Origin of the sequence: Campylobacter sp. RM5063, assembly GCF_024723655.1 — a bacterium.
GTDB classification, from domain to species: Bacteria; Campylobacterota; Campylobacteria; order Campylobacterales; family Campylobacteraceae; genus Campylobacter_D; species Campylobacter_D lari_D.
The window spans coordinates 62,937-84,497 of the sequence record NZ_JANQDA010000007.1 but is presented as its reverse complement, the minus strand read 5'-3'; the positions used below and the strand labels follow the sequence as shown (position 1 = coordinate 84,497).

The 21,561-nt window shown below is 28.0% G+C and carries 22 protein-coding genes and 4 tRNA genes; 8 read left to right on the top strand and 18 right to left on the bottom strand.

The features are described from left to right. Window positions 1-76 precede the first annotated feature (76 nt). The gene (locus CAMP5063_RS04075; protein ID WP_263665614.1) at window positions 77-277 is read left to right on the top strand and encodes a hypothetical protein; all 201 of its coding nucleotides are present in this window, start codon (window positions 77-79) and stop codon (window positions 275-277) included. 126 nt (window positions 278-403) lie between these two features. On the opposite strand, the gene CAMP5063_RS04070 is transcribed toward CAMP5063_RS04075, so the two are convergent. Continuing rightward, on the bottom strand, window positions 404-664 hold the full coding sequence (locus CAMP5063_RS04070; RefSeq protein WP_263666860.1) for a hypothetical protein: 261 nt from the start codon (window positions 662-664) through the stop codon (window positions 404-406). 225 nt (window positions 665-889) lie between these two features. Here CAMP5063_RS04070 and CAMP5063_RS04065 point away from each other — a divergent pair, with 225 nt between their 5' ends. Further along, complete coding sequence (locus CAMP5063_RS04065; protein WP_337194858.1) at window positions 890-1,039, top strand: hypothetical protein; 150 nt, start codon at window positions 890-892, stop codon at window positions 1,037-1,039. A 75-nt stretch (window positions 1,040-1,114) separates the two neighbouring features. Further along, complete coding sequence (locus tag CAMP5063_RS04060; protein WP_133319264.1) at window positions 1,115-1,345, top strand: hypothetical protein; 231 nt, start codon at window positions 1,115-1,117, stop codon at window positions 1,343-1,345. A gap of 2,456 nt (window positions 1,346-3,801) precedes the next feature. On the opposite strand, the gene CAMP5063_RS04055 is transcribed toward CAMP5063_RS04060, so the two are convergent. After that, window positions 3,802-3,877: transfer RNA gene (locus CAMP5063_RS04055), tRNA-Met, on the bottom strand. Between the two features lie 13 nt (window positions 3,878-3,890). Further along, window positions 3,891-3,965 (bottom strand) — tRNA-Gln (locus CAMP5063_RS04050). A gap of 105 nt (window positions 3,966-4,070) precedes the next feature. On the opposite strand from CAMP5063_RS04050, the gene CAMP5063_RS04045 reads away from it, so the two are divergent. Then, window positions 4,071-5,093, top strand: a complete 1,023-nt coding sequence (locus CAMP5063_RS04045; RefSeq protein WP_337194857.1) for a bifunctional 3,4-dihydroxy-2-butanone 4-phosphate synthase/GTP cyclohydrolase II — start codon at window positions 4,071-4,073, stop codon at window positions 5,091-5,093. Here CAMP5063_RS04045 and CAMP5063_RS04040 read toward each other — a convergent pair. From CAMP5063_RS04040 to CAMP5063_RS04020, 5 genes are read right to left on the bottom strand one after another with little or no spacing between them, the layout of a single operon-like run. Further along, window positions 5,083-6,033: an SAM-dependent methyltransferase gene (locus tag CAMP5063_RS04040; protein ID WP_318529632.1), complete on the bottom strand. Its 951-nt coding sequence runs from the start codon at window positions 6,031-6,033 to the stop codon at window positions 5,083-5,085. The two genes, CAMP5063_RS04045 and CAMP5063_RS04040, sit on opposite strands and share 11 nt — an antisense overlap. Window positions 6,034-6,035: 2 nt before the next feature. Next, the gene (locus tag CAMP5063_RS04035) at window positions 6,036-6,842 is read right to left on the bottom strand and encodes a M23 family metallopeptidase (RefSeq protein WP_337194856.1); all 807 of its coding nucleotides are present in this window, start codon (window positions 6,840-6,842) and stop codon (window positions 6,036-6,038) included. Next, window positions 6,839-8,833 (bottom strand): glycine--tRNA ligase subunit beta, encoded by a 1,995-nt coding sequence (gene glyS / locus CAMP5063_RS04030; protein WP_337194855.1) that lies wholly within the window; start codon window positions 8,831-8,833, stop codon window positions 6,839-6,841. Before glyS ends, CAMP5063_RS04035 begins: the two co-directional genes overlap by 4 nt. A gap of 35 nt (window positions 8,834-8,868) precedes the next feature. Further along, window positions 8,869-9,009 (bottom strand): hypothetical protein, encoded by a 141-nt coding sequence (locus CAMP5063_RS04025; protein WP_337194854.1) that lies wholly within the window; start codon window positions 9,007-9,009, stop codon window positions 8,869-8,871. Then, on the bottom strand, window positions 9,009-10,451 hold the full coding sequence (locus CAMP5063_RS04020) for an alanine/glycine:cation symporter family protein (RefSeq protein WP_263659973.1): 1,443 nt from the start codon (window positions 10,449-10,451) through the stop codon (window positions 9,009-9,011). The genes CAMP5063_RS04025 and CAMP5063_RS04020 overlap by 1 nt, the downstream gene beginning before the upstream one ends. A gap of 223 nt (window positions 10,452-10,674) precedes the next feature. Between CAMP5063_RS04020 and CAMP5063_RS04015 the strand changes: the two genes are divergently transcribed. Together CAMP5063_RS04015 and CAMP5063_RS04010 are read left to right on the top strand one after the other, a co-directional pair. After that, window positions 10,675-11,427 carry an amino acid ABC transporter permease gene (locus tag CAMP5063_RS04015; RefSeq protein ID WP_133319270.1) on the top strand — a complete coding sequence of 251 codons (753 nt, stop codon included), beginning with the start codon at window positions 10,675-10,677 and terminating at the stop codon, window positions 11,425-11,427. Next, window positions 11,420-12,148 (top strand): amino acid ABC transporter ATP-binding protein, encoded by a 729-nt coding sequence (locus tag CAMP5063_RS04010; RefSeq protein WP_263661710.1) that lies wholly within the window; start codon window positions 11,420-11,422, stop codon window positions 12,146-12,148. Before CAMP5063_RS04015 ends, CAMP5063_RS04010 begins: the two co-directional genes overlap by 8 nt. Here the strand turns inward: CAMP5063_RS04010 and CAMP5063_RS04005 are convergent. From CAMP5063_RS04005 to CAMP5063_RS03990, 4 genes are all read right to left on the bottom strand, one after another. Then, window positions 12,145-12,612 (bottom strand): tRNA (cytidine(34)-2'-O)-methyltransferase, encoded by a 468-nt coding sequence (locus tag CAMP5063_RS04005; RefSeq protein WP_133319272.1) that lies wholly within the window; start codon window positions 12,610-12,612, stop codon window positions 12,145-12,147. The two genes, CAMP5063_RS04010 and CAMP5063_RS04005, sit on opposite strands and share 4 nt — an antisense overlap. Window positions 12,613-12,626: 14 nt before the next feature. Then, window positions 12,627-12,703: transfer RNA gene (locus CAMP5063_RS04000), tRNA-Arg, on the bottom strand. 42 nt (window positions 12,704-12,745) lie between these two features. Beyond that, window positions 12,746-13,762, bottom strand: a complete 1,017-nt coding sequence (locus tag CAMP5063_RS03995) for a fla regulon two-component system sensor histidine kinase FlgS (RefSeq protein WP_337194853.1) — start codon at window positions 13,760-13,762, stop codon at window positions 12,746-12,748. A gap of 2 nt (window positions 13,763-13,764) precedes the next feature. After that, a complete protein-coding gene (locus CAMP5063_RS03990; RefSeq protein WP_337194852.1) occupies window positions 13,765-14,616 on the bottom strand; it encodes a DUF234 domain-containing protein in 852 nt (283 codons plus the stop codon). A gap of 58 nt (window positions 14,617-14,674) precedes the next feature. On the opposite strand from CAMP5063_RS03990, the gene CAMP5063_RS03985 reads away from it, so the two are divergent. Continuing rightward, on the top strand, window positions 14,675-15,940 hold the full coding sequence (locus CAMP5063_RS03985) for an aminotransferase class V-fold PLP-dependent enzyme (RefSeq protein ID WP_263709456.1): 1,266 nt from the start codon (window positions 14,675-14,677) through the stop codon (window positions 15,938-15,940). On the opposite strand, the gene CAMP5063_RS03980 is transcribed toward CAMP5063_RS03985, so the two are convergent. From CAMP5063_RS03980 to CAMP5063_RS03955, 6 genes are all read right to left on the bottom strand, one after another. Next, window positions 15,941-16,699, bottom strand: coding sequence for a basic amino acid ABC transporter substrate-binding protein (locus CAMP5063_RS03980; protein ID WP_263671483.1), 759 nt, complete (start codon window positions 16,697-16,699; stop codon window positions 15,941-15,943). 190 nt (window positions 16,700-16,889) lie between these two features. Continuing rightward, complete coding sequence (gene ftsW, locus CAMP5063_RS03975) at window positions 16,890-18,053, bottom strand: putative lipid II flippase FtsW (RefSeq protein ID WP_337194851.1); 1,164 nt, start codon at window positions 18,051-18,053, stop codon at window positions 16,890-16,892. Between the two features lie 69 nt (window positions 18,054-18,122). Further along, complete coding sequence (locus tag CAMP5063_RS03970) at window positions 18,123-18,929, bottom strand: adenylosuccinate lyase (protein ID WP_263737659.1); 807 nt, start codon at window positions 18,927-18,929, stop codon at window positions 18,123-18,125. Window positions 18,930-18,947: 18 nt separating this feature from the next. Then, entirely contained in the window at window positions 18,948-19,667 is a 720-nt protein-coding gene (locus CAMP5063_RS03965) for an arginyltransferase (RefSeq protein WP_133319279.1), read from the bottom strand. Then, entirely contained in the window at window positions 19,667-19,927 is a 261-nt protein-coding gene (locus CAMP5063_RS03960) for a hypothetical protein (RefSeq protein ID WP_263661557.1), read from the bottom strand. The genes CAMP5063_RS03965 and CAMP5063_RS03960 overlap by 1 nt, the downstream gene beginning before the upstream one ends. Next, the gene (locus CAMP5063_RS03955; RefSeq protein ID WP_263728781.1) at window positions 19,924-21,366 is read right to left on the bottom strand and encodes an acetyl-CoA carboxylase subunit A; all 1,443 of its coding nucleotides are present in this window, start codon (window positions 21,364-21,366) and stop codon (window positions 19,924-19,926) included. The genes CAMP5063_RS03960 and CAMP5063_RS03955 overlap by 4 nt, the downstream gene beginning before the upstream one ends. A gap of 118 nt (window positions 21,367-21,484) precedes the next feature. On the opposite strand from CAMP5063_RS03955, the gene CAMP5063_RS03950 reads away from it, so the two are divergent. Beyond that, window positions 21,485-21,561: transfer RNA gene (locus tag CAMP5063_RS03950), tRNA-Arg, on the top strand.

The following is a 21,561-nucleotide window of genomic DNA, read 5'->3' as shown; positions in this document are numbered from 1 at the left end:
CAACTTTTCATAATTGCCAGACAATACATCAACCTATTTATCAAGATGCTTTTTGCAAATGGACAGGATATTGTTAATGTTTGTTAATACTTGTCACGGCTTGGTAGATACCAAAGTAGAATATCGAGATAAACCTGCATTAGAAGAGGCGATTGCTAAACAGCAAGAAGATACAAAAAAAGTAGAAGCTGAAGCTAAAAAAGAAGAACAAAGTAATTCTACAAATACAGATAAAGCAGACAATAAAAAAGATCAGCTTTTAGATATATCTGTTTAATCTTAATATTAAGCGGCAGACTTTATCCGCTTTCCGTACTACACACTTAGACAACCCCCGCACCCCAATTATCGCAAATCATAGCACCTTAACAGGTGCGATTTGCTAAAGCACCAAAAAGGAAAACTATCTATTAAACCCAAACCCTCTATCGTTTCTTTTAGTTTTTGCTTGTTCAAAAGAATTTTCAAAAGCTCTTTGATATTTAAGCTCTTTTTCTATTCTTTCGGCTTTTAATGGAAATATTTCTTTTAACTGCTCCACGCTTAAATTTTTTTCGCACCATCTGCCTATTTCTTTTAGTCGAGTTTCTAATCTTTCATTATTTGTCTTGTGTGTTTCAAACAAAGTTCTTAAAGTATCTCTATCATCTTTGACTTTATCCACTTAATATTTCACTATCTCCTATCACATAGACTTTTGTGAAAATCCATCCCCTGCTTTTTTTAATATATAAAAACGCATACGCGCGAGAAAAAACAAAAAAAGTTGAGTAATTTTTTTCAATATTTAAGCAAATTTTGTTTTTTTCTCTTATTTAATATTAAATTAATTTTTTGACTTTTATAATTATTTATATATCAAAAATAATCACAAAAAGGCTCAAAAATAATGAAAAAAATTATCTTAGGTTTAGCAGTTATTGCTTCATTATCTAGCGTTGCTTTAGCTTTAAATCATAGTTATCATAGCAAGAAAAATTTTAATAATTCACAACAACAAGATAGAATTTTAACTTGTGCAACTTTTCATAATTGCTAGACAATACATCAGCCTATTTATCAGCATCAAGCTTGTGCTAAATTAGGTATTTGTATAAATCACTAAAGGATAATGATGGGATTAGTATATTCTCAATGTTGTAATCAAGTTATTGATACAAGCTTGCGTTATACAGCAAAACCACTATTAAAACTTGAAGAAGCTAAATTTGAACAAGAAAAAAAAGCTGAGAATGATAATACAAAAAAAGTAGAAGCTGAAGCTAAAAAAGAAGAACAAAGTAATTCTACAAATACAGATAAAGCAGACAATAAAAAAGATCAGCTTTTAGATATATCTGTTTAATCTTAATATTAAGCGGCAGACTTTGTCCGCTTTCCGTGCTACACACTTAGACAACCCTAGCACCCATTTTAGTACAAAACATATAGCACCTATAAGGTGTATTTTATTTAGAGAAGAAAAGAAAAGGTGCTTCTTTTGAAAACCTTATCTTGCTTCTTCTCTTCTTCATCACGGTGATTGCTATTTAATGGCATTAAAAGCCGTATTTTTAAAAGTGTTTAAAAAAGATTTTCTAAATCATTCATTGGTGTAGTTTCTTTGATATTTACAACCGCACTCCATTTATAGTTTTTTACTTAAAAATTTTATCCTATAAGTTTGATATATTTTTCATAGCATTATTTATGATTTCATTTTTTAACGCAATTGTTTGTTTAAAATAACTAAGTGATGAAATTCTTTATTATGTTGGATTTGTATAAAATTGGATTTTAAAATTAATACTATATATTTATCTCATTGTCATGTTTATCTATAATTATTTTAAAATAATTGATAATTTTTTCAGGATTTTTATTCCATTTCTTCAAATGTTTAAAAATCAAAACTACCATATTTATTTTAAGTTTCATTGCAATTGGTTTTAACAAGATCAAATCAGTGATTTACATATAAATATGGCTTAGTTATATCAATCAAGTGATGAAGAAGATCATATTTTTAAAAAAAGAAAGAATTTTACTTGTAGTTCATACTATATAGAAGGCAGTACGGCATACATTATTTCAACATCAAACTTAATCAATATTTTTTAAAGATTATTGCAGTGGTTAGATATTTATTATCTTTAATATTCAAGAAGAGTATAAAATAAATATTATTTCATGTTATCAACTTAGAAAACAAGAGTATAATTTATTCTTATATCATTTAATGACTCATAAAAAAAGAGAGAGTAATCATTAAATAAATCTTGATTATTATTACAATAACATAATAATTGCTACAATATACCTTAGAATAATTATACAAAATATTTTAAAATTAATTTCTTATACTTATTTTATATTGCTTCAATGTGAAGATTAAAAACATCAAGATAAAATATTATCACACAAGTTCGAACACATTTGGCACTTTCTTAGTTAATAAAACTACTATCTTTTATTTACCAATCAAGAAATATTTGATTAATAAAACTAACTAAGGAATATTTATCCAAACAGATTATTTATTTAGATGTATAAAAGGATTTGCTAAATTAAGAGAATATAGTTATATTTTTGAAATAAAACATAAAATAATAGAACAAAGAATAAAAATTATATCTTTCATAAGCATCATGGTTTAAAAGCTACTTTAGAAGCTTTTAATATAGATAAAAAGATACTTTTTAGAAAACAAGAAATTTATCACAAAAATAATGATAATTTAAATACCCTAAATACAAAATACACTAAAGTAAAAAATATAAGAAGTTCTTTTGATTTGGAAATTACTTTAAATATTAAAAGACTTAGGCATATTTATATAAATTTAGATAAAGAAAGATTGTATTATTTTTTAAAGCCTACCTCCTAGTGTTTCCACCATAGGAAGAATCATCTCTAAAGATAAAATGAGAATAACACTTACAAGAATTAATTATCTAGGTCAAAATAAAAGCTACAAGAGAAAGTTAAAAATAGATAACTAAAAAAATCTTAAAACAACTCCTATGAATACTTGGGCAATAGATACTATAAAATATGTCGATAATAAAATAAAAATATATACTTACTATGATAGATTTAGTTACAAGAATTGATTATACTGTAGCTTTATCTCCTAAAAAGACAAGATATACTAGCATATCTTAAAAGTTTTGTTATTATCTTAAAAACTAATAATACTCATAAAAGAATTTAGCATACTCACAGATAATGGCTGTGAATTTAAAAAACTATGAATGTTTTATTTAAAGAACTTAACACTACTCATTATTGTACTTATCTAAAGAATCTTAGAATGAATATTCATAATGAAATATTTAATAAAACCTTAAAAGAAGCATTTGTTAATCATTATAAAGATTTATTATTTATAGATCTTAAAGAATTTAATCAAGAAATGATTAAGTAGTTAGCAGCTTATAATACTATCTTGTTATATCCAGCTTTAAAATATAAAGTTTCCTCATTTGCACTTCATCAATTAAGAAATATTTTTATTTGTTAGACTTTAAATCAATATTGTTTTTTTCTTGCACTCTAAAAATTTTAATACATTACCTATTTAGCAAAAAATATCATTTTTTTACATTTTTACAATAAAATACAAAGCATGTGCAATAATTTAATTAATAAATCATACGCCTATTAAACTCGCCATTTATTCTTGTTAAATATTATTTTATCTATTTTATTCTTTGTATTGCATTTTTAAAATTTCAATAATTTTAGAAATTTTAAATTAATTTGATTTCAATATTGCTAAAAAACATCTGTTGAAATAGATTATAAGTTATTTTTATATAATGGTTGCGAAGGGGAGATTTGAACTCCCGACCTTCGGGTTATGAGCCCGACGAGCTAACCACTGCTCTACTTCGCGGCATCATATGAAGTGGATGGGGTAAAGGGATTCGAACCCCTGAATGACAGGACCAAAACCTGTTGCCTTACCGCTTGGCGATACCCCAATAGAAATTTTTTATTTAAATTAAAAGTGATATTATATATTATTTTTTATACAATGTCAAGAAAAATGCTATAATATTTTTAAAATATTTTCAAGGAATGATTTTATGGGATATATAAGTATAGAACAAGCTATAAAAGAACTTCAAGATGGTAAGATGTTGGTAATGGTGGATGCAGAAGATAGGGAAAATGAAGGGGATTTGATTTTCCCTGCACAATTTAGCTCACAAGAAAAAGTAAATTTTACCATCACTCACGCAAGAGGTGTGGTATGTGTAGCATTAAGTGAGAACTTAGCTAAAAAATTTGAACTACCTTTAATGGTACCTAAAAACACATCAAATCACGAAACAGCTTTTACCATCACTGTCGATGCAAAAAATGCAACAACAGGAGTAAGTGCCTACGAAAGAGATATGACTATACAAATTTTTGCTGATGATAATGCAAAGGCAAGTGATTTTGTGCGTCCTGGTCATATTAATCCTTTGATAGCAAAAAAAGGTGGAGTTTTAGAAAGAACGGGCCATACAGAAGGAACAGTGGATTTATGTCGTTTGGCAGGATTAAAAGAAGCATGCGTAATATGTGAAATTGTTAAAGATAATGGAGATATGGCTAGAAGAAGCGATTTGCTTGATTTTTGCAAAAAACATGATATTAATATGATTACTATTTCAGATTTAATCGAGTATCGTTTAAAAAATGAAAGTTTGATTTCTTTAATTAAAGAAGAAGAAAGTATTTTAGCAGGTTTTAAAGCTAAAAAAATGACTTTTAAAGATCACAATGAAAATGAACACATAGCTTTTAGCTTTGGCACTTTGAAAGAATGTGAGAATGTTAAATTTTATCTTAGTGGAAGCGACTTTGAGCTTCTAACTTCTAATAAATTTAATGAATTATTAAAACAGATTGAATTTTTAAGTCAAAAAGGTGGTGTAATCATTTTCATGAAAAATGAAAAACAAGAAAACATACAATTTAAAAATTATGGCATAGGAGCGCAAATTTTAAGGTATTTAAAAATTTCAAAAATCAAACTTCTAAGTCAAAATACCGATAAAGAATTTATAGGCTTAAAAGGCTTTGGGCTTGATATTACAAGCAGTGATTTTAAAGCTTAAATTCTAAAAACTTAAACTTATCGCCAAAGTTAAACATCAAATTTTTACTTTGGTTGATAAAGTTTTTATAAATTTGGAGGTTAATATTTTTAACTTGCTCGATAATTTCTTCCAAACCAAAGTCAATTAAGGCTTGATTTTGATTTTTATATTCTAACACCTCAAAGCCCTCTTCTTTTAAAACTTGTAAAAAATGATCAAAATTTACATTATATGTAATATCGCTTTTAGCAAAAAAATCTTTTAAGTTTTCTTCAAAAAGATTATACACTTGGTGATTTTTATACATTCTAATACTAATTTTTTCTTCTTTTTTTGCATAATCAAAACACGCAAAAGTTAGTTTTTCACAGGTTTGTTTTAATTTGGATAAAAAGGGTTTATAAGAAATACAAAGCTCGCTATTAGTGATAGAATATTTTTCACATTCTTTTAAAAGATCTTCATTCATAGCTTTAAAAATAATGTTTAAATCATCATCAACATATGCCATTGTTCTATCTTTTATAAGCTCACACGCAAAACAATCAAATAATTCATTAGCGTAAAAAAAGGCGTTTTTAAAATGACATTCTTCCAAAGAATTATAAATTTTTACATCCAAATCATACTCATCAAAAAGTTTTTTTTGAACACATTTTAATTTTTCATGTGGCTCTATGATAAAACACTCAATCTGCTCTAGAACATCGGCCCTAAGAGTGTATAGAGCTTGTATAAAATCAAGCATTAAATACCCTTCATTTGCCCCTATTTCTACAACTTCAACCGGTAAAATTAGCTTTTTATCATCTATAAGTTTTAAAAAATGATTAGCTAAGAGCGTTCCAAACAGATTTCCCACGCTAACTGCGGTATAAAAATCTCCATTTTTACCAACACTCACAGCTTGGGAGTAATATTTATCAATCCAATTTTGAAAAAACTCACTAAAAGCTATCATTATAAAGCATTAAATTTGGCTATAAAATCAAGTGGATCAACTTGCACACCATTAACTAAAATTCCAAAATGCAAATGTGGCCCTGTAACCCTACCGCTAGCTCCACTCAAACCTATAAGCTCACCCTTTTTTACCTTTTGTCCTACTTTTACATTAAGTTTTGATAGATGATAATACTGAGAATAAATCCCATATCCATGATCAATTACCACTGAATTTCCTGCATAATAACGATTTGAAGCAATCCTTACAATACCATCATTGCTAGCATAAATTTTTGTCCCACTTGCTGCTCTAAAATCAGTTCCGCTATGATAACTTTTAAGAGTATCATTAAACAATCTTGCTTTTCCAAAAGCACTTGTAATTTTACTTTCTAAAGGGTATGTAAAATTGCCTTCAAATAAAGCCATATTGGTATAAGTATTATAAACCTTAATAGCTTCTTGATATTCTTTGCTAATGCGATCAAGTGTTTCTTTAGGTGGATTAACCTTAGAAGCACTAACTTTTAAAAATTCTTTTTTATAGTTTCCTTCGCTAAATTTTATGTTAATTTCTTCTTTGGAATTATCTTTAAATTCAGCTATTAATTTTCTATCTTTAGGATTTTTATAAGGTATAGCTATACTAACAATGACTTTATTTTTATACTCAAAAAAAGGAAGTTTTTTAGAATTTGAGCTAATTTGTAAAAAATTATTTTTATCAAATTCTAAAAAAACTACTTGACCTTTTACAAGCTCAATCTCTCTAGCTTCTAATACAAATACCAAAAAACAAAGTAAAAAAAGAATTTTTCTCATACGCTAAGCTCTTTAATATCAGCTATTTTTAAAAACCCACGATAAATTGCACATACTAAAGCTTGACGATTGTTTTTAATATTTTCATCTTTGTCATTAATCATTACTTTATCAAAAAAAGCATCAATTTGTGGTTTTAGTGCAAAAAGGCTTTCTAAAAGCTCTTGGGTGTTATTTTCTTTTGTTTTACACTGCATAAAAGCTTGGTATAAATCTTTTTCCTCTTGAGTGTTAAACAAATTTTCATTAATTTGAACTTCACTTAATATTGCAATATTTGCCAAGCGCTTAAAAGTAGCAAAATTTTGACTAAAATCTGCCTTATTTGCACTTTGTATTAAAGCTTTAATACAAGAATCAATATAAATAACATCATAAGTTTTAGAGCTAAGTACAGCTTTAACAAAAGAAGCATTTACTTCATAAAAAGTATATAAACGCTCTAAGATAAAGTCTAATAAAATTTTCAAATCAAAGCTTTTATACTCACTAGCTATTGTTTCTAAAAATATCTTAAGATCAAAATTTTTATTTAAAGCTAGAATAATTTTTAAAACACCATTTGCTGCTCTTCTTAAAGCATAAGGATCTTTTGTACCACTTGGGATTTTCCCCATTGAAAAAAGCCCCACGAGTGTATCAAATTTATAAGCCAAAGCTACAATAGAACTAAATTCATTACTTGGCATAGCTGAATTATCGCCATTTGGAAGGTATTGTTCTTTAATCGCCAAAGCAAGCTCATCGCTCATACCCATAGCCTTAGCATAATAAGATCCCATAATGCCTTGAAGATCAGTAAATTCATACACCATTTGAGTACTTAGATCAGCTTTTGAGTATTCTATAGCTTTTAAAATTTCATCTTTTTGAGTATTAGCAAAAACTTCACAAAGCTTAGTAGCAATTTTTTGTTCTCTAATAATTTTATCTTTTAAGGTTCCAAGTCCTTCAAGATAAACCATTTGGCTTATTTTATCATTATTTAAACCCTGCGCTAAGTCATTTTTCCAAAAAAACATCGCATCACTTAATCTTGCTCTTAAAACTCTTTCATTTCCATTAATGATTTTAGAATAATCTTCACAAACCGCATTAGAAACTACAATAAAATGATTGCTTAGAGTATTGTTTTTAAATACTGCAAAATAGCGTTGATTTTCTCTCATAGAAGTAATTATCACTTCGCTTGGGATTTCTAAATACTCTTTTTCAAAATGCCCTAATAATGCCTTTGGATACTCTGTGATAGCTACAACTTCAGCTAAAAGCTCATCATCTTCTGCAATAGTAATATCATTTTCTTTTTCAAGTGTCTTTAACTGCTCAATGATAAGTTTTTTTCTTTGTTCTTGATCTAAAATAATATAATTTTGCTCTAGAGTCTTAAGATACTCATCAATATTTGAAAAAGCTATCAAATCATAACTAACACTTCTATGCACAAAAGTACTTTTTGCACTTTTAACACCATAGCTTTCAAACTCAATCAATTCATCATTTAAAATACAACAAAGCGAGCGAATAGCTCTGATAAATTCAAAGCTACCATCACCCCATCTCATAGTTTTACCAAAACTCAAGCTTTTTAAAAAAGCCTCGATCATTTGAGCTAAAACTGCTTTGCTTTGCAAGCCTTGTACTTGTTTTTGACAATACAATACTTCTTTACCCTTAATTTCTTTAAATTCAAGCTCTTCTTCTTTTAAACCACTTTTTTCTAAAAAGCTAAGTCCTGCTTGAGTGAGCTTTCCATCTTTATAAGCTATCGCCTTAGGTGCACCTATAAATTCCACAAAAGAATCATCTTGTTTTTCTTTAAAATTTTCATGGATAAAAACCAATCTTCTAGGAGTATAGAAAAATTTAAATTCAGATTCTAAATGATACTCTTGTAAAATCTTTTCCCATTTTTTAGTAATATTTGGAAGTTCTTTTAATAAAGGAATAGCAGGAAGCTCTTCTGTGCCTATTTCTATTAACAATTTCATTTTACACTCTTTTTTAAAAAATTTTTTAGTGTATTTTACCTATTTTTTTTAAAATCTTTCTTTGTTTTTAGTTTTTCTTCTCTTTGCTTGACTTTTTCTTGCATTTGGCGGTTAAAGCCAAACACAAGAAAAACAATAAAAGCTATAAACAAAGCAATAATAATATAATCTATCATTAGTCCCAACACTCTGCGTTTTTAATACCAAGCTTTGAAGCACTAAATACCGGATCTCTACCTTGTCTTTTTTGCTCGCTAAAATCTTTTAATACCTTTTTCACTATACCACCAAGCAATAAAATAGAAATGATGTTAATCGTAGCCATAAACGCCATAGTAGTATCAGCCAAATCCCACGCAAATTTTAAATCCATATTTGCACCAATAAAAATCATAAGCACGGCACTTGCTTTAAAAAGATTAATAATAATAGGATTTTGAGTAAGGTATTTAATATTTGCTTGAGCATAATAATAATTTCCTATCAAAGAAGTAATAGCAAATAAAACTATACTAATAGTAGTGAAATGTACACCTAGATTTCCATAATATTCTTTCATGGATTCTTGTACCAAAGGTAGTGCTGTTAAAATAGGCTTACCGTCTACACCAATATTATTAGCATAAGCAAGTGAAAATAATACCAAAAATCCTGAACTTGTACAAATAATCACATCAATTAATACAGAAAATGCTTGAATAACCCCTTGTTTTGCAGGGTGAGTTGTAAGAGCTGAAGCTGCTGCATTTGGTGCTGAACCCATACCTGCTTCATTAGAAAATAATCCTCTTTTTATACCTATAACCAAAGCAGAACCTGCAAATCCACCAAAAATAGCTTCAAAATCAAAAGCACTTTTAAAAATCATAGAAAACACTTCAGGAATTTTATCAAAATTCATAAACATTGCTATGATAGATAAACCAACATAAATCATCGCCATAATAGGAACGATAACTGAGCTTACTTTACCTATTTTAGTGTGATCGCCAAAAAACATATAAGCAGCAAAAATAGCCAAAATAGCCCCTATTACAATAGGCCACCAACTTTGCGAAAAACTTACTTCACTAGCATCAACCATACCTTTATAATAAAACTCAAATGCTGAAGTCATAGTTTGACTTTGAAGTCCATTAAATCCATAAGCATAAGTAATGATTAAAATCACCGCAAAAACAGCTCCAAGCCATTTTAAATTTAAAGCTTTACTAATATAATAAGCAGGGCCACCTTTAAAACTTTTTCCATCACGACTTTTATAAACTTGTGCTAAAGTGCTTTCTGCAAAAGCTGAAGCGCCACCAAAAAATGCCATAGCCCACATCCAAAACAAAGCGCCAGGTCCGCCTAAAACAACTGCTACTGCAATACCTGCAATATTTCCTATACCAACTCTTGAAGCTGTTGAAATCATCAAAGCCTGAAAAGGAGTAATATGGTGTTTTTCATGTTTTTCTTGCTTTTCTGTCAAAATGTCAAACACATAAGGAAGCATTCGAAATTGCACAAAACCCGTCAAATAACTATAATAAAACCCTACAATAATAAGCAAAATAACCAAAATGGAATAATACTGATTATTTACAAAGCCAACAAATTGGGATATTAAATCCATATTTATCTCCTTTTTATAATTTAATCGAGTGTAAATTTATCATAAAAAAATGAATTTGCTACAAAAAAATATAATTTTATATTAATTTTATTTTATTTTTTACAGCTATGTGAAAATTTAACTCACGATATTTACCAAAAAAACACATAAAAATGCTTTTAAGTAAAAAGAAAACTTAATTTTTATACACTTAGTTTTTTTAAAATTTTATAAGGTGTTTAAATTGAAACAAAATACGATGAAAATTTTTGTATTTTTTGCCATTATTGTTTTTTGGGCTTATTTTTCATTTCCTATTGAAATTTTACAAGTTAAAGATCAAAATGGCTTAGCTACAGGAGAATATGCTTATACTATAGAAGCCAAAGCTTATGTTCATAGTTATTTCACAACACTTGGCTTAACAGTGGGTGGAATTTTAATAGGAATAGCACTTGGTTTTTTCCTAGCATTTTTAAGATTTTTAGAAATCCAAAGTTTAAATTTCATCATAGATGAATACATAGACATTATACGCGGAACCCCTCTGCTTTTACAGCTTTTGATTTTTTCAGTAGTGATTTTTGCTACTTGGAGTGATAATTTTTATGTAGCTATTATTGCACTTGGACTTAATAGTTCTGCTTATGTAGCTGAAATCGTAAGAAGTGGAATTCAAAGTGTAGACAAAGGACAAATGGAAGCATCAAGAGCAATGGGGCTTAATTATTCTGCTTCTATGAGACTAATCATCTTTCCGCAAGCGATTAAAAATATCTTACCTTCTTTAATGAATGAATTTATTTCTTTATTTAAAGAAACTTCAATAGTGGGCTATATTAGCGTTATGGATATTACCATGCAAAGTAAAAGCTTACAAGCAATTTATTACAACCCTAAACCTATTATTTTTACAGGGCTTGTATATTATGTAAGCGTTAAAATTTTAACACTGATTGCAAGATTTATAGAAATGAGATTAAACAAACATGATTAAAATAGAAAATTTGATTAAAAAATACGGAGATTTAGAAGTTTTAAAAGATATTAGCATTGAAGTGCATAAAGGTGATATTATTGCTATTATAGGGCCTAGTGGGGGTGGGAAAAGTACTTTTTTACGCTGTTTAAATAAACTTGAAACACCAGATAGTGGTAATATTTATATCAATAACATTAATATACTTGATAAAAAAACAGATATCAATAAAATTCGTCAAAAAGTTAGCATGGTATTTCAACATTTTAATCTTTTTAATAATAAAAATGTTTTGGAAAATTTATGCCTAGCGCCAGTACAAACAAAAATCATGGGTAAAGATGAAGCAGTAAAAAAAGCACGAGAATTACTCAAAAAAGTTGGCTTAAGTGATAAAGAAAATTATTTTCCTCATAAGCTTTCAGGTGGACAAAAACAGCGTATTGCCATAGCAAGATCATTAATGATGAATCCTGATGTGATTTTATTTGATGAGCCAACTTCAGCTTTAGATCCTGAAATGATAGGTGAAGTTTTAAATATCATGAAAGAAGTAGCTAAAGAAGGTCTAACCATGCTTGTAGTTACACATGAAATGGGATTTGCAAGAAATGTAGCTAATCGAATTTTCTTTATGGATAAAGGCATTATAGCAGTAGATGAATGTCCTAAAATAGCTTTTGAAAACCCAAAAAATGAAAGATTGAAAGAATTTTTAAATCAAGTTTTAAATCATTAAAATTTTTCAAAAGAGGCAAAATTTTGCCTCAAAGCTTCATAACTCACTATGCCTACACTTGTAGCTAAATTTAAACTTCTACCACAATCTTTCATCGGTATAGTAATAGTATTTTCCCATTTTTTTTGCATTAAATCCATAGGCAAACCAAAACTTTCACTTCCAAAAAATAAAAAATCACCTTTTTGATAATTTACATCAAAATAAGCTTGAGTAGTTTTAGTTGTCGCAAAGAAAAATCTATCTTGAAATTTTTCATACTCTTTTAAAAAATCTTCTAAATTATCCCATAAAAAAGGATTTAATTTTTTCCAATAATCAAGTCCTGCTCTTTTAACTGCCTTTTCATCAATACTAAAAAGTGGATTGATAATATGTAAAGCAAAACCTGCATTAAAACACATTCTGCCTATACTTCCTGTATTTTGTGGTATGCGAGGTTCAACTAAGACTATATGAAACATCTTTTTCCTTGAAATGGTGTCCCCAGCAAGGTTTGAACTTGCGACCTCAGAATTAGGAATTCTGCGCTCTATCCAGCTGAGCTATGAGGACAAATTTTTTTATTATTTTAAGAAAAAATTTATTTTATAGAGCTTAAATTTTAAGCTCTATAAAAAAACATTTTGGATTTTCATCAAAACCTAAAACTCCATTATGCGCATCAATAATTTGTTTTGATAAAGAAAGACCTAAGCCATTGCCTTTTAATTTAGTTGTTTTAAAAGCCTCAAAAACCATTTTTTTATCTTTGATACTTACACCATTATCATAAACTTTAATAAAAACCTTATCTTCTTTTTGTTCGCACTTAACCTTTATATAACCATCATCATTTTCGCTTTCTTCAATAGCATCTATGGCATTATAAAGTAAATTTTGCAAAACTAAAGCAAGTAAAGATTTATCTGCATTGATTTTTAAATCTAAAAATTCAAATTTAAAATCGATGTTAGCTAGATAATTATAAGCTCCAATAGCTTGCTCACACTCATCTTGTAACTCCTGTAAATTAAACTCATTTAAATTAACATGTACTCCTTTTGTAAAAAGTAAAGTAGAATTTACAATACGCTCTACTCTTGAAATTGCTTTTTGGATTTCTAAAACTATATGCTTATTTTTTAACTCACTTCTTTCAAACAAAGTAGAGCTTAATAAAGAAATAGAACCTATAGGATTGCGTATTTCATGTGCTAGGTGTGCTGCAACTGTTCCCATGCTAGCTAACCTTTCATTTCTTTTTTCATCACTAATATCTGTTGCATTTACTATAAGTTTATCAGTATGAGAGGTGATTTTGATTAGATAAAATTTATGATCAAACTCAAGTTCATAATGTGTTTTATCAAGATCAATGCATTCTAAAAGCTTTGGCTTTTGTGTAGCTAAGTTGTTTTGCAAAATAATATTTTTATTTGCGTCTAAAATCCACAAAGCCATAGGTAAAACCTCTATAATCTCACTTACCATTTGTCTTAATGCAGTGTAGTTTTCATTAAGTTGCTTATATTCATTTTCTATAACATAGGTTTGCTCTATTAAGGCTTTTAATCCTTGTTGTAAGTTTTCTTTTTCACTAGAATCTAAACTTTTTAAAATATTCTCATCCACACTTAATCCTTAATTAAAAATTGAAAATCTTCTAAAGTATATAAAAGCAAATTACGCTCCTTATTTAAAATAAGCTCTTTACTAAAGCCACTCTTTGAAAAAAGCACATATAAATTAGGTTGAATTTGCAACTGTTTTGCTTTACTTTTTAAAATATTTAAAACATTTTTACATATTTTTCTTTCTTTAAATTTAACTTCACCTAAAACACAAAAATTGTTTTCATGATAATACAAGTCTATTTCATGATAATAATTCCAAAAACTATACACTTGATCCACTTTAAGTTTTTTTGCTAAAAATTCTTTACATAAAAGTTCAAAAGTAAAACTTTGGTATTTTTCCAAATTTTCTTGGATAAGTTCTATTAATTCATTATATTTTTTCATCGCGATTAAATTAAGTTTAGGATATATAAAATAAAAGAAAAATCTTAATCCTTGATTTTTAAAAACAACCTTATCTTGTATATTATAAGAGCGCAATTCTTTTTTAACTTTCTGTCTTTTGTTTTTTATAATTGGCTTTTCTTGACTTTTTTCTAAGATCAAAATATTTTTCTCTAAAAGTTTATTAATAATTCCTAGAGCCTGAAAATGCGGAATAGATTTATTAATAGAATAGCGTTTTCTATCGTTTTTACTTAAAACACTCAAAGCTTTTAAAGCATTCTCATCTAAATTTAAAGAAGCTAAAATATCAAAGGCTTTCAAAATAAAAACATTTAAGATATTTTCATATAAACTTAATTTCAAATCAAATTCAAACTCATCAAAAATACTATAAAAATCAAAAATACTTTCAAGCTCCAAAGTTTCACAGCGTTTTGAAAAATCACCAAATTTTATAATCACATCCTTAAAATAAATATTTTGTATGTTATAATTTTAACAAAAAATTAGAGGATTTTTTTTGGATATTGAAAAACTAAAACAAGATATTATTTTAAAAAAAGGAATATATTATTTTGATTTTACAGCTAGCGCTTTAGCACTAAAAAGCATAGAAAAAGAAATTAAAAAAATTCTTACCACCTATGCAAATACACATTCAGATAGCTCTTTAAATTCTTTTATCACACAACAGCATTATGAAAACGCAAGAATAAATTTAAAAAAATACCTTGAATTAGATGATAGTTTTGCTCTTATAGCTTGTGGGAATGGATCTTCAGCAGCTATAAAAAAATTTCAAGAACTTTTAGGTCTATATATACCACCACTTATTAAAGAAAAATATTTTAAAAATACAGACAAAAATACCTTACCTTTGGTTATAGTTGGACCCTATGAACACCATTCTAATGAACTTTCATTTAGAGAAGCTTTGTGTGAATGCGTTCGAGTACCCTTAGATAAAAATGGAGAATTAGATTTTAATTTTTTAGAAAAATTATTACAAAAATCCAAAAACAGACAAATCATAGCAAGCTTTAATGCAGCTTCTAATGTTACAGGAATTTTAAGTGATTATAAAAAAATTTACACTTTAATCAAACAACACAACGGTATAGTTGCTTTTGATATTTCCACTTTAGCTCCTTATGCTAATTTAGATCCTAAATTTTACGATGCAGTGTTTATTAGCTCTCATAAACTACTTGGAGGTGTAGGATCTTGTGGCTTACTTGTTATCAAAAAAAATCTATGTGGCAATACCCCTAGCTTTGCAGCAGGTGGAACTGTGGGCTATGTTTCAAGAACATCTCAACAATATTTATGCGAAGTTGAAAATTTAGAAGAAGGTGGCACGCCTGGAATTATTCAGCTTATTAGAGCAAGTTTGGCTTTTAAAATACGCAATGAAATAGGTTTAAAAAATATAGAAAAAAAAGAAAAAGAACTTTGTGAATATTTTTTCAAACAATGTACAAATTTTCCAAAAATGATCTTATATGCAAAAAATATCACTAATAGATTACCTATTTTTGCTTTTAATATAGAAGGAATTTCTCCTTTTGATTTAGCTTATAAACTAAGTAAAACTTATAAGATAGAAACAAGAGCAGGTTGTGCTTGTGCAGGACCTTATGGGCATGATTTACTCAATCTAAAAGACAATCAAGAATTAAAATCTAAACCAGGTTGGCTAAGAGTGGGTTTTCATTATACGCATACAAAAGAAGATATAGAATATTTTTTTAAAGCCTTGAATATAAGCATCAAGGCTTTAAGTTAATTATTGTAAATCGTATTTTTCTACGATTTTTTGGTAAGTACCATCAGCTTTAACTTTTTCTAAACCTGCATTAATTTTTTGAACAAGCTCATTTTGTTTTCCTTTATCAAAAGCTATACAAAACCCTGAACTTCCATCATTTTCTTCTAAAAATGCTTCTAACTCTTCATTAGTTTTTAAATAACCTTTACCAATATCTTTATCCGTTAAAACTGCATCTACTTTGCCAGCTTTTAAAGCTAAAATTGCTGCTAACATTTCTTCGCTTGCAACTACTTGAGCATTTGGAATAGTCTTAGCAGCACTTTCTTGAATAGTTCCAAGTTGAACACCTATTTTTTTACCTTCCAAACTTTGTTTATCGCTAATACTAGAATCTGTTTTTAATTTTAAATATAAATTTTTAGTATTGAAATAAGTATCACTAAAATCCATACTTGCTAATCTTTGAGGAGTTGAACTCATAGCAGAAGCTATCATATCAATCTTTCCAGCTTTTAAGGCAGGAATTAAACCATCAAAACTCATATTTACCCATTCAAGTTTTAAATTTTCTCTTTTAGCAATTTCTTCCAATAAATCAACATCAAAGCCGGTAATTTTTGCATCTTTAATAAAATCAAAAGGAGGATAATTTGCAGCTATACCTACTTTATAAACTTTTTCACCAGAAGCACTAGCTTGATTTTTATCGCTTGAACAAGCACCTAAAGCTAATATACCAAATAACGCTAAAACAACATATAATATTTTTTTCATTTTTTTCCTTTGTTAAAATTAAAATAAAATTGATAAATGATTATAATGTGTTTAAACGCCTGTATTTCTTCATATCCGCCTCCTTTATAATAAATGTGAGCATAATTATAGCAGAAAAAAGTTTTTTGTAAAGAGTTGTTATAGAATATTTTTTATTTAAGTTAATTTTTATATATTTTAATTAATGAGTTTAAATTTTTATCTTCTTGCTAATCATTAAAACATAACCTATTCCAAGACAAATAGACCACATAGAACTGCCGCCATAACTTAAAAGTGGCACAGCAACTCCTTTTAATGGAGTTAAAGAAATAATTCCAAAAGCATTCATAAAAAATGAAAATAATAAAAGTAAAGCTACACCTGAACAAAATAAAAAATGGACCTTATTTTCACAACGCCCAGCAATTCTAAAAATTCTAAGTATGACCATCAAATAAATCAAACATATAATGCTCAATCCTAACAATCCTATTTCCTCAGTAATCCCTGATAAAACAAAATCCGTATGCACCTCACTTAAAAATCCCAATTTAAAAGTTCCAAGGCCCAACCCTTCTCCAAAAAATCCACCATGAGCTATAGCATTTAAACTATGTGAAATTTGATAAGGTTCTGAGTTATGGCTTACTCTTAAAGCACTTGCTAGCCAATCAGGAAAAAAAGGTAAAAACGCATCTTGGATATTTCCCCACCAAGCAGAAATACGCTGAATTCTTCTTTGATTACTTAAAATCACCAAAACCCCAATCATTCCAACAATAACCACGCCAAAAGCAAAAAGTCTTTTACTAGCTCCTGCAAAAAATGCTAAAGCAAAAACCAAGAAAAAAGAGATAACACTTTGGCCTAAATCATTTTGTGTCATATAAATATAACCAATAACAAAAGCAGCTAAAATAAAATAAGGAATTAAAATTAAAACTTCGTGTTTGATTGCTTTTTTGCTATCATCAATTCTTCTTGTATAAGACCAAGCAAGGAAATAAATCAAACCTATCTTAAAAAATTCAACAGGAGAAATAGATAAAGGACCAAGCCTGATCCACCTTTTAGCACCACCTGCTGCAGTAGCAAGAAAGGTCGGTAAAAAAGGCAAGATAAGTATAAATAAAAAAGAGATTAACAAAACACTTATCATTAAATAATGTGCCATTTTACTATCAGGATTTAATCTTGAAACAAAATAAATAATAGCTATACCACTAAGTCCAAAAAAAAGCTGTCTGATAAAAAAATGAAATTCATTATATTCTAAATAAAGCACAGTAAAAGCACTTAAAGAATATGAAAAAAGTATCCCTATAGTTATTAGAATGCAACTTAAAAAAAATAATTTTCTATCAGCAACCAAAATTTCTTCCTAGAATTTTATAAAAATTAATTTTAATAAATTGCAACTTAAAATGATGTTATTTGGAGATTATGTATTGTTTTTATATAAAGATTTTAAACTCTCATAAGCAAGCTGAATTTTTTCAAATTCCTCACGGCAATAAGCTTGTTCGATTTTGCTTTTACCTTGATGGCGATCAGGATGATAAATTTTAACTAAATTAAGATAATTTTGTCTAATAGTAGCAAAATCATCACTAGAATTACATCCTAAAGTTTGGAAATAATTCTCAAAAAGTTTAGCCAAAGCATTAAATTTCCAATTAGTATTGGCTTTATTTTTCATTTTATTTCTAAATTCTAAAAGTTGAGTTTCATTGATTGTAAAATCCACACAATATTTTAAATGCTCATTTACGCTTGCTAAAATTTCTAAAAGATTTAAAGTATTATCATCTTTGTATTCTACTGAAAAAATACAATTTTTCTCATCATACATACTTTTATGACCTTTAAAATATTGCTCTAAATATACAGCAAACATTTTTTCATTAGAACTTAAAGTTATTAAGATATTTTTTTGTGCAAAACCTATTTTAGCAAAGATTACGGGCTTTAAAGTATTTGCTTGAGCAAGATTTAATTTAAAGGTCTTATAATGCGCAAAAGCAAGATTATCGATTTGGTTTCCAGTATTTTTTTTATACTTGTGATTAACAAGTTTTAAAAAATATCTTCTTTGAGGAATTTCATTTTCCACAAAAAAAGATAGGGTTTTATTTTTATTACCTATAACTTTAGAAAAATTTTTACGGATAAGATCTTGAAAATATTTAAACATTAAAAAATCATCAGTATTAACACTAACAGATTCTAAAGTTTGCACTACTTGCATAAAATCCTCTCTATAAACCTAACTCCACAAAAATGCCTGTTCATCTAAAGCACTAGTGTGTTTTAAAATTTCATTTGGACTATAATCGGCTTTATACGATAAAGATTGACACCCTTTTACAAAATATCCTAAATAAATATATTTTAATTTTTTTAATTGTGCAAGCTTGATTTCTGTTAAAAGCGAGTATTTTCCAAGACTTAGATGTGAAAAATCAGGATCATAAAAACAATATATACTAGAAATTCCATCTTCTAAAATATCAATCAAATCAACACACACTAACTTATTATCTATATAAAAATCAAGTTCATATCCAAAAGTACCTGCATTATCTACATAAAGATTGTAATATTTTCTAAAATTTAAATCATAAATTTTCCAATTTCTTTTATCTTTTTGATAATGGTGATATTTTTCATAAAGCAGTAAATGCTCATCACTTAAAGAAGGTTTTTGTAAGATTATTTTAGTAGCTATATTTTTTTTTAAAACCCTACGATAGCTTTTACTAAAATGGAAATTTTCTACCAAAATACGCAAATTTTGACATTCATTACAATCATTACATATTGGTCTTGAAAAATATGATCCAAAGCGACGCCAACCTCTTGAAACTAATTCTTGATTTTGCGCTTTGTTAATAAAAGATATATAATTATACTCATTTCTACAATATCTATTTTCAAGATAAGGACATTCTTCTTCTAAAGTACAAAAACCAATAATATTATTCATTAGATCTTTTTAATATCACTATTTTTTACAAATTCCATAAATTCATTAGCTAAGCGCTCTTCTTTTAAAAACATATCTTCAAATTCTTGTTCTTGCTTTTTATCTTCATTTTGCTTAGCTAAGTCTTTTTGTATAGCATCTAAGTCAGTATTTTTCATACTAACTCCGCTTTTACTCGCTTTAACCTTTTCTTTTTTTATTTGACCTTGTTCTTTTTGGAGTGCTTTTTTTATATCTTTTAATTCATCTAAAAAACTCATGATTGCCTACTTTCTTTTATCTTTTGTAAGGCTGCAGCTATAGCAGCAATTACTTCTTCTTTATTTTCTTGGTGTCTATCTTCTGTCTTTTCCAAAAGCTCTTCCATATGTGTTTCTATGAAAGAAGTATCAAAATACCCTCTTCTAAATTCTCTTATTTTGGTAATTGCAATCAAAAATGGAACAGTTGTTCTAATATCATCAATCACAAATTCTTTCAAAGCTCTCTCAAGTCTATTAACTGCACTATCATAACTTGAACCCTTAACAATTAATTTTGCAAGTAAAGAATCATAATAAGGTGGTACAGTATAGTCTTTATATAAATGACTATCCACTCTCACAGATGGCCCTAAAGCTGGAAAATACTCTGTAATTTTGCCTGGACTTGGAATGAAATTTTTCCATACATTTTCTGCTGTAATCCTAGCTTCTATCGCGAAACCTCTTGGTTTTATATCGCTTTGCTCAAGATCTAAAATTTCCCCATTTGCTATACGAATTTGTCTTGTGATAAGGTCAATCCCCGTAATTTCTTCAGTAATTGGGTGTTCTACTTGAATTCTTGTATTCATTTCCATAAAATAAAATCTATTATAATCATCAAGTAAAAACTCAACCGTCCCAACATTCGTATAACCTACAGCTTTTGCAGCAGCTACTGCAGTAACTCCTATGGTTTTTCTTAGTTTTTCTGAAATACTTGGGCAAGGTGCTATTTCAATGATTTTTTGATGTCTTCTTTGTATTGAGCAATCTCTTTCACAAAGATGAATGATATTACCATAATTATCTGCTAAAATTTGAAATTCAATATGCCTTGGATTAATAACATATTTTTCCATAAAAACTTCATCATTTTTAAAAAAACTTAGTGCTTCTCTTTTGCATGCTTCAAAAGATTTTTCCAAATCCTCTTCTTTATGTACTACGCGTATGCCTCTACCGCCGCCACCACCACTAGCTTTTAAAATTACAGGATAGCCTATTTTTAAAGCTTGAAATTTGATTTCTTCTAATGTGCAATGATTTAATTTTTCAGTACCTGGAACTACAGGGATTCCATTTTTTTTCATTAAATATCTTGCTATATTTTTATTACCCATTTTGCGGATAACATCTGATTTTGGACCTATAAAGATAATCCCTGCTTCTTCGCATTCTTTTGCAAATTCATAATTTTCACTTAAAAAACCATATCCAGGATGTATAGCATCAGCTCCACAAGCTTTAGCAATCTCAACTATTCTTTTACCATCTAAATACCCTCTTATGGCATCAGTTCCTATTCTATATGCTTCATCAGCAACTTTTACATGCAAACACTCATAATCAGGTTCAGTATAAACAGCAACACTTTGTATATGCAAATCTCTACAAGCACGGATCACCCTTACTGCAATCTCACCTCTATTGGCTATTAAAATCTTATGTATCATGACTTTGCCTTAAGCTAAAATATTAAAAAGAAGATTAGCATAAAAATATAAAAATTCTATAAAAATATTTATTTTTGCTAATTTTAAGAATTTTTTGATAGAATTACTCTTTATTTTTGCGCCCATAGCTCAGCTGGATAGAGCATTTGATTGCGGTTCAAAAGGTCAGAGGTTCGAATCCTCTTGGGCGTACCA

Excerpts from the sequence above, each read along its gene's own strand:
- CAMP5063_RS03960 (WP_263661557.1), bottom strand. The coding sequence starts at position 19,927 with ATGAGTTTTTTAGATGAATTAAAAGATATAAAAAAAGCACTCCAAAAA.
- CAMP5063_RS04025 (WP_337194854.1), bottom strand. The coding sequence starts at position 9,009 with ATGATAGATTATATTATTATTGCTTTGTTTATAGCTTTTATTGTTTTT.
- CAMP5063_RS04010 (WP_263661710.1), top strand. The coding sequence starts at position 11,420 with ATGATTAAAATAGAAAATTTGATTAAAAAATACGGAGATTTAGAAGTT.
- CAMP5063_RS03955 (WP_263728781.1), bottom strand. The coding sequence starts at position 21,366 with ATGATACATAAGATTTTAATAGCCAATAGAGGTGAGATTGCAGTAAGG.
- CAMP5063_RS04045 (WP_337194857.1), top strand. The coding sequence starts at position 4,071 with ATGGGATATATAAGTATAGAACAAGCTATAAAAGAACTTCAAGATGGT.
- CAMP5063_RS03965 (WP_133319279.1), bottom strand. The coding sequence starts at position 19,667 with ATGAATAATATTATTGGTTTTTGTACTTTAGAAGAAGAATGTCCTTAT.
- CAMP5063_RS04065 (WP_337194858.1), top strand. The coding sequence starts at position 890 with ATGAAAAAAATTATCTTAGGTTTAGCAGTTATTGCTTCATTATCTAGC.
- CAMP5063_RS04005 (WP_133319272.1), bottom strand. The coding sequence starts at position 12,612 with ATGTTTCATATAGTCTTAGTTGAACCTCGCATACCACAAAATACAGGA.
- glyS (WP_337194855.1), bottom strand. The coding sequence starts at position 8,833 with ATGAAATTGTTAATAGAAATAGGCACAGAAGAGCTTCCTGCTATTCCT.
- CAMP5063_RS03970 (WP_263737659.1), bottom strand. The coding sequence starts at position 18,929 with ATGCAAGTAGTGCAAACTTTAGAATCTGTTAGTGTTAATACTGATGAT.
- CAMP5063_RS04060 (WP_133319264.1), top strand. The coding sequence starts at position 1,115 with ATGGGATTAGTATATTCTCAATGTTGTAATCAAGTTATTGATACAAGC.
- CAMP5063_RS04035 (WP_337194856.1), bottom strand. The coding sequence starts at position 6,842 with ATGAGAAAAATTCTTTTTTTACTTTGTTTTTTGGTATTTGTATTAGAA.
- CAMP5063_RS04075 (WP_263665614.1), top strand. The coding sequence starts at position 77 with ATGTTTGTTAATACTTGTCACGGCTTGGTAGATACCAAAGTAGAATAT.
- CAMP5063_RS03980 (WP_263671483.1), bottom strand. The coding sequence starts at position 16,699 with ATGAAAAAAATATTATATGTTGTTTTAGCGTTATTTGGTATATTAGCT.
- CAMP5063_RS04020 (WP_263659973.1), bottom strand. The coding sequence starts at position 10,451 with ATGGATTTAATATCCCAATTTGTTGGCTTTGTAAATAATCAGTATTAT.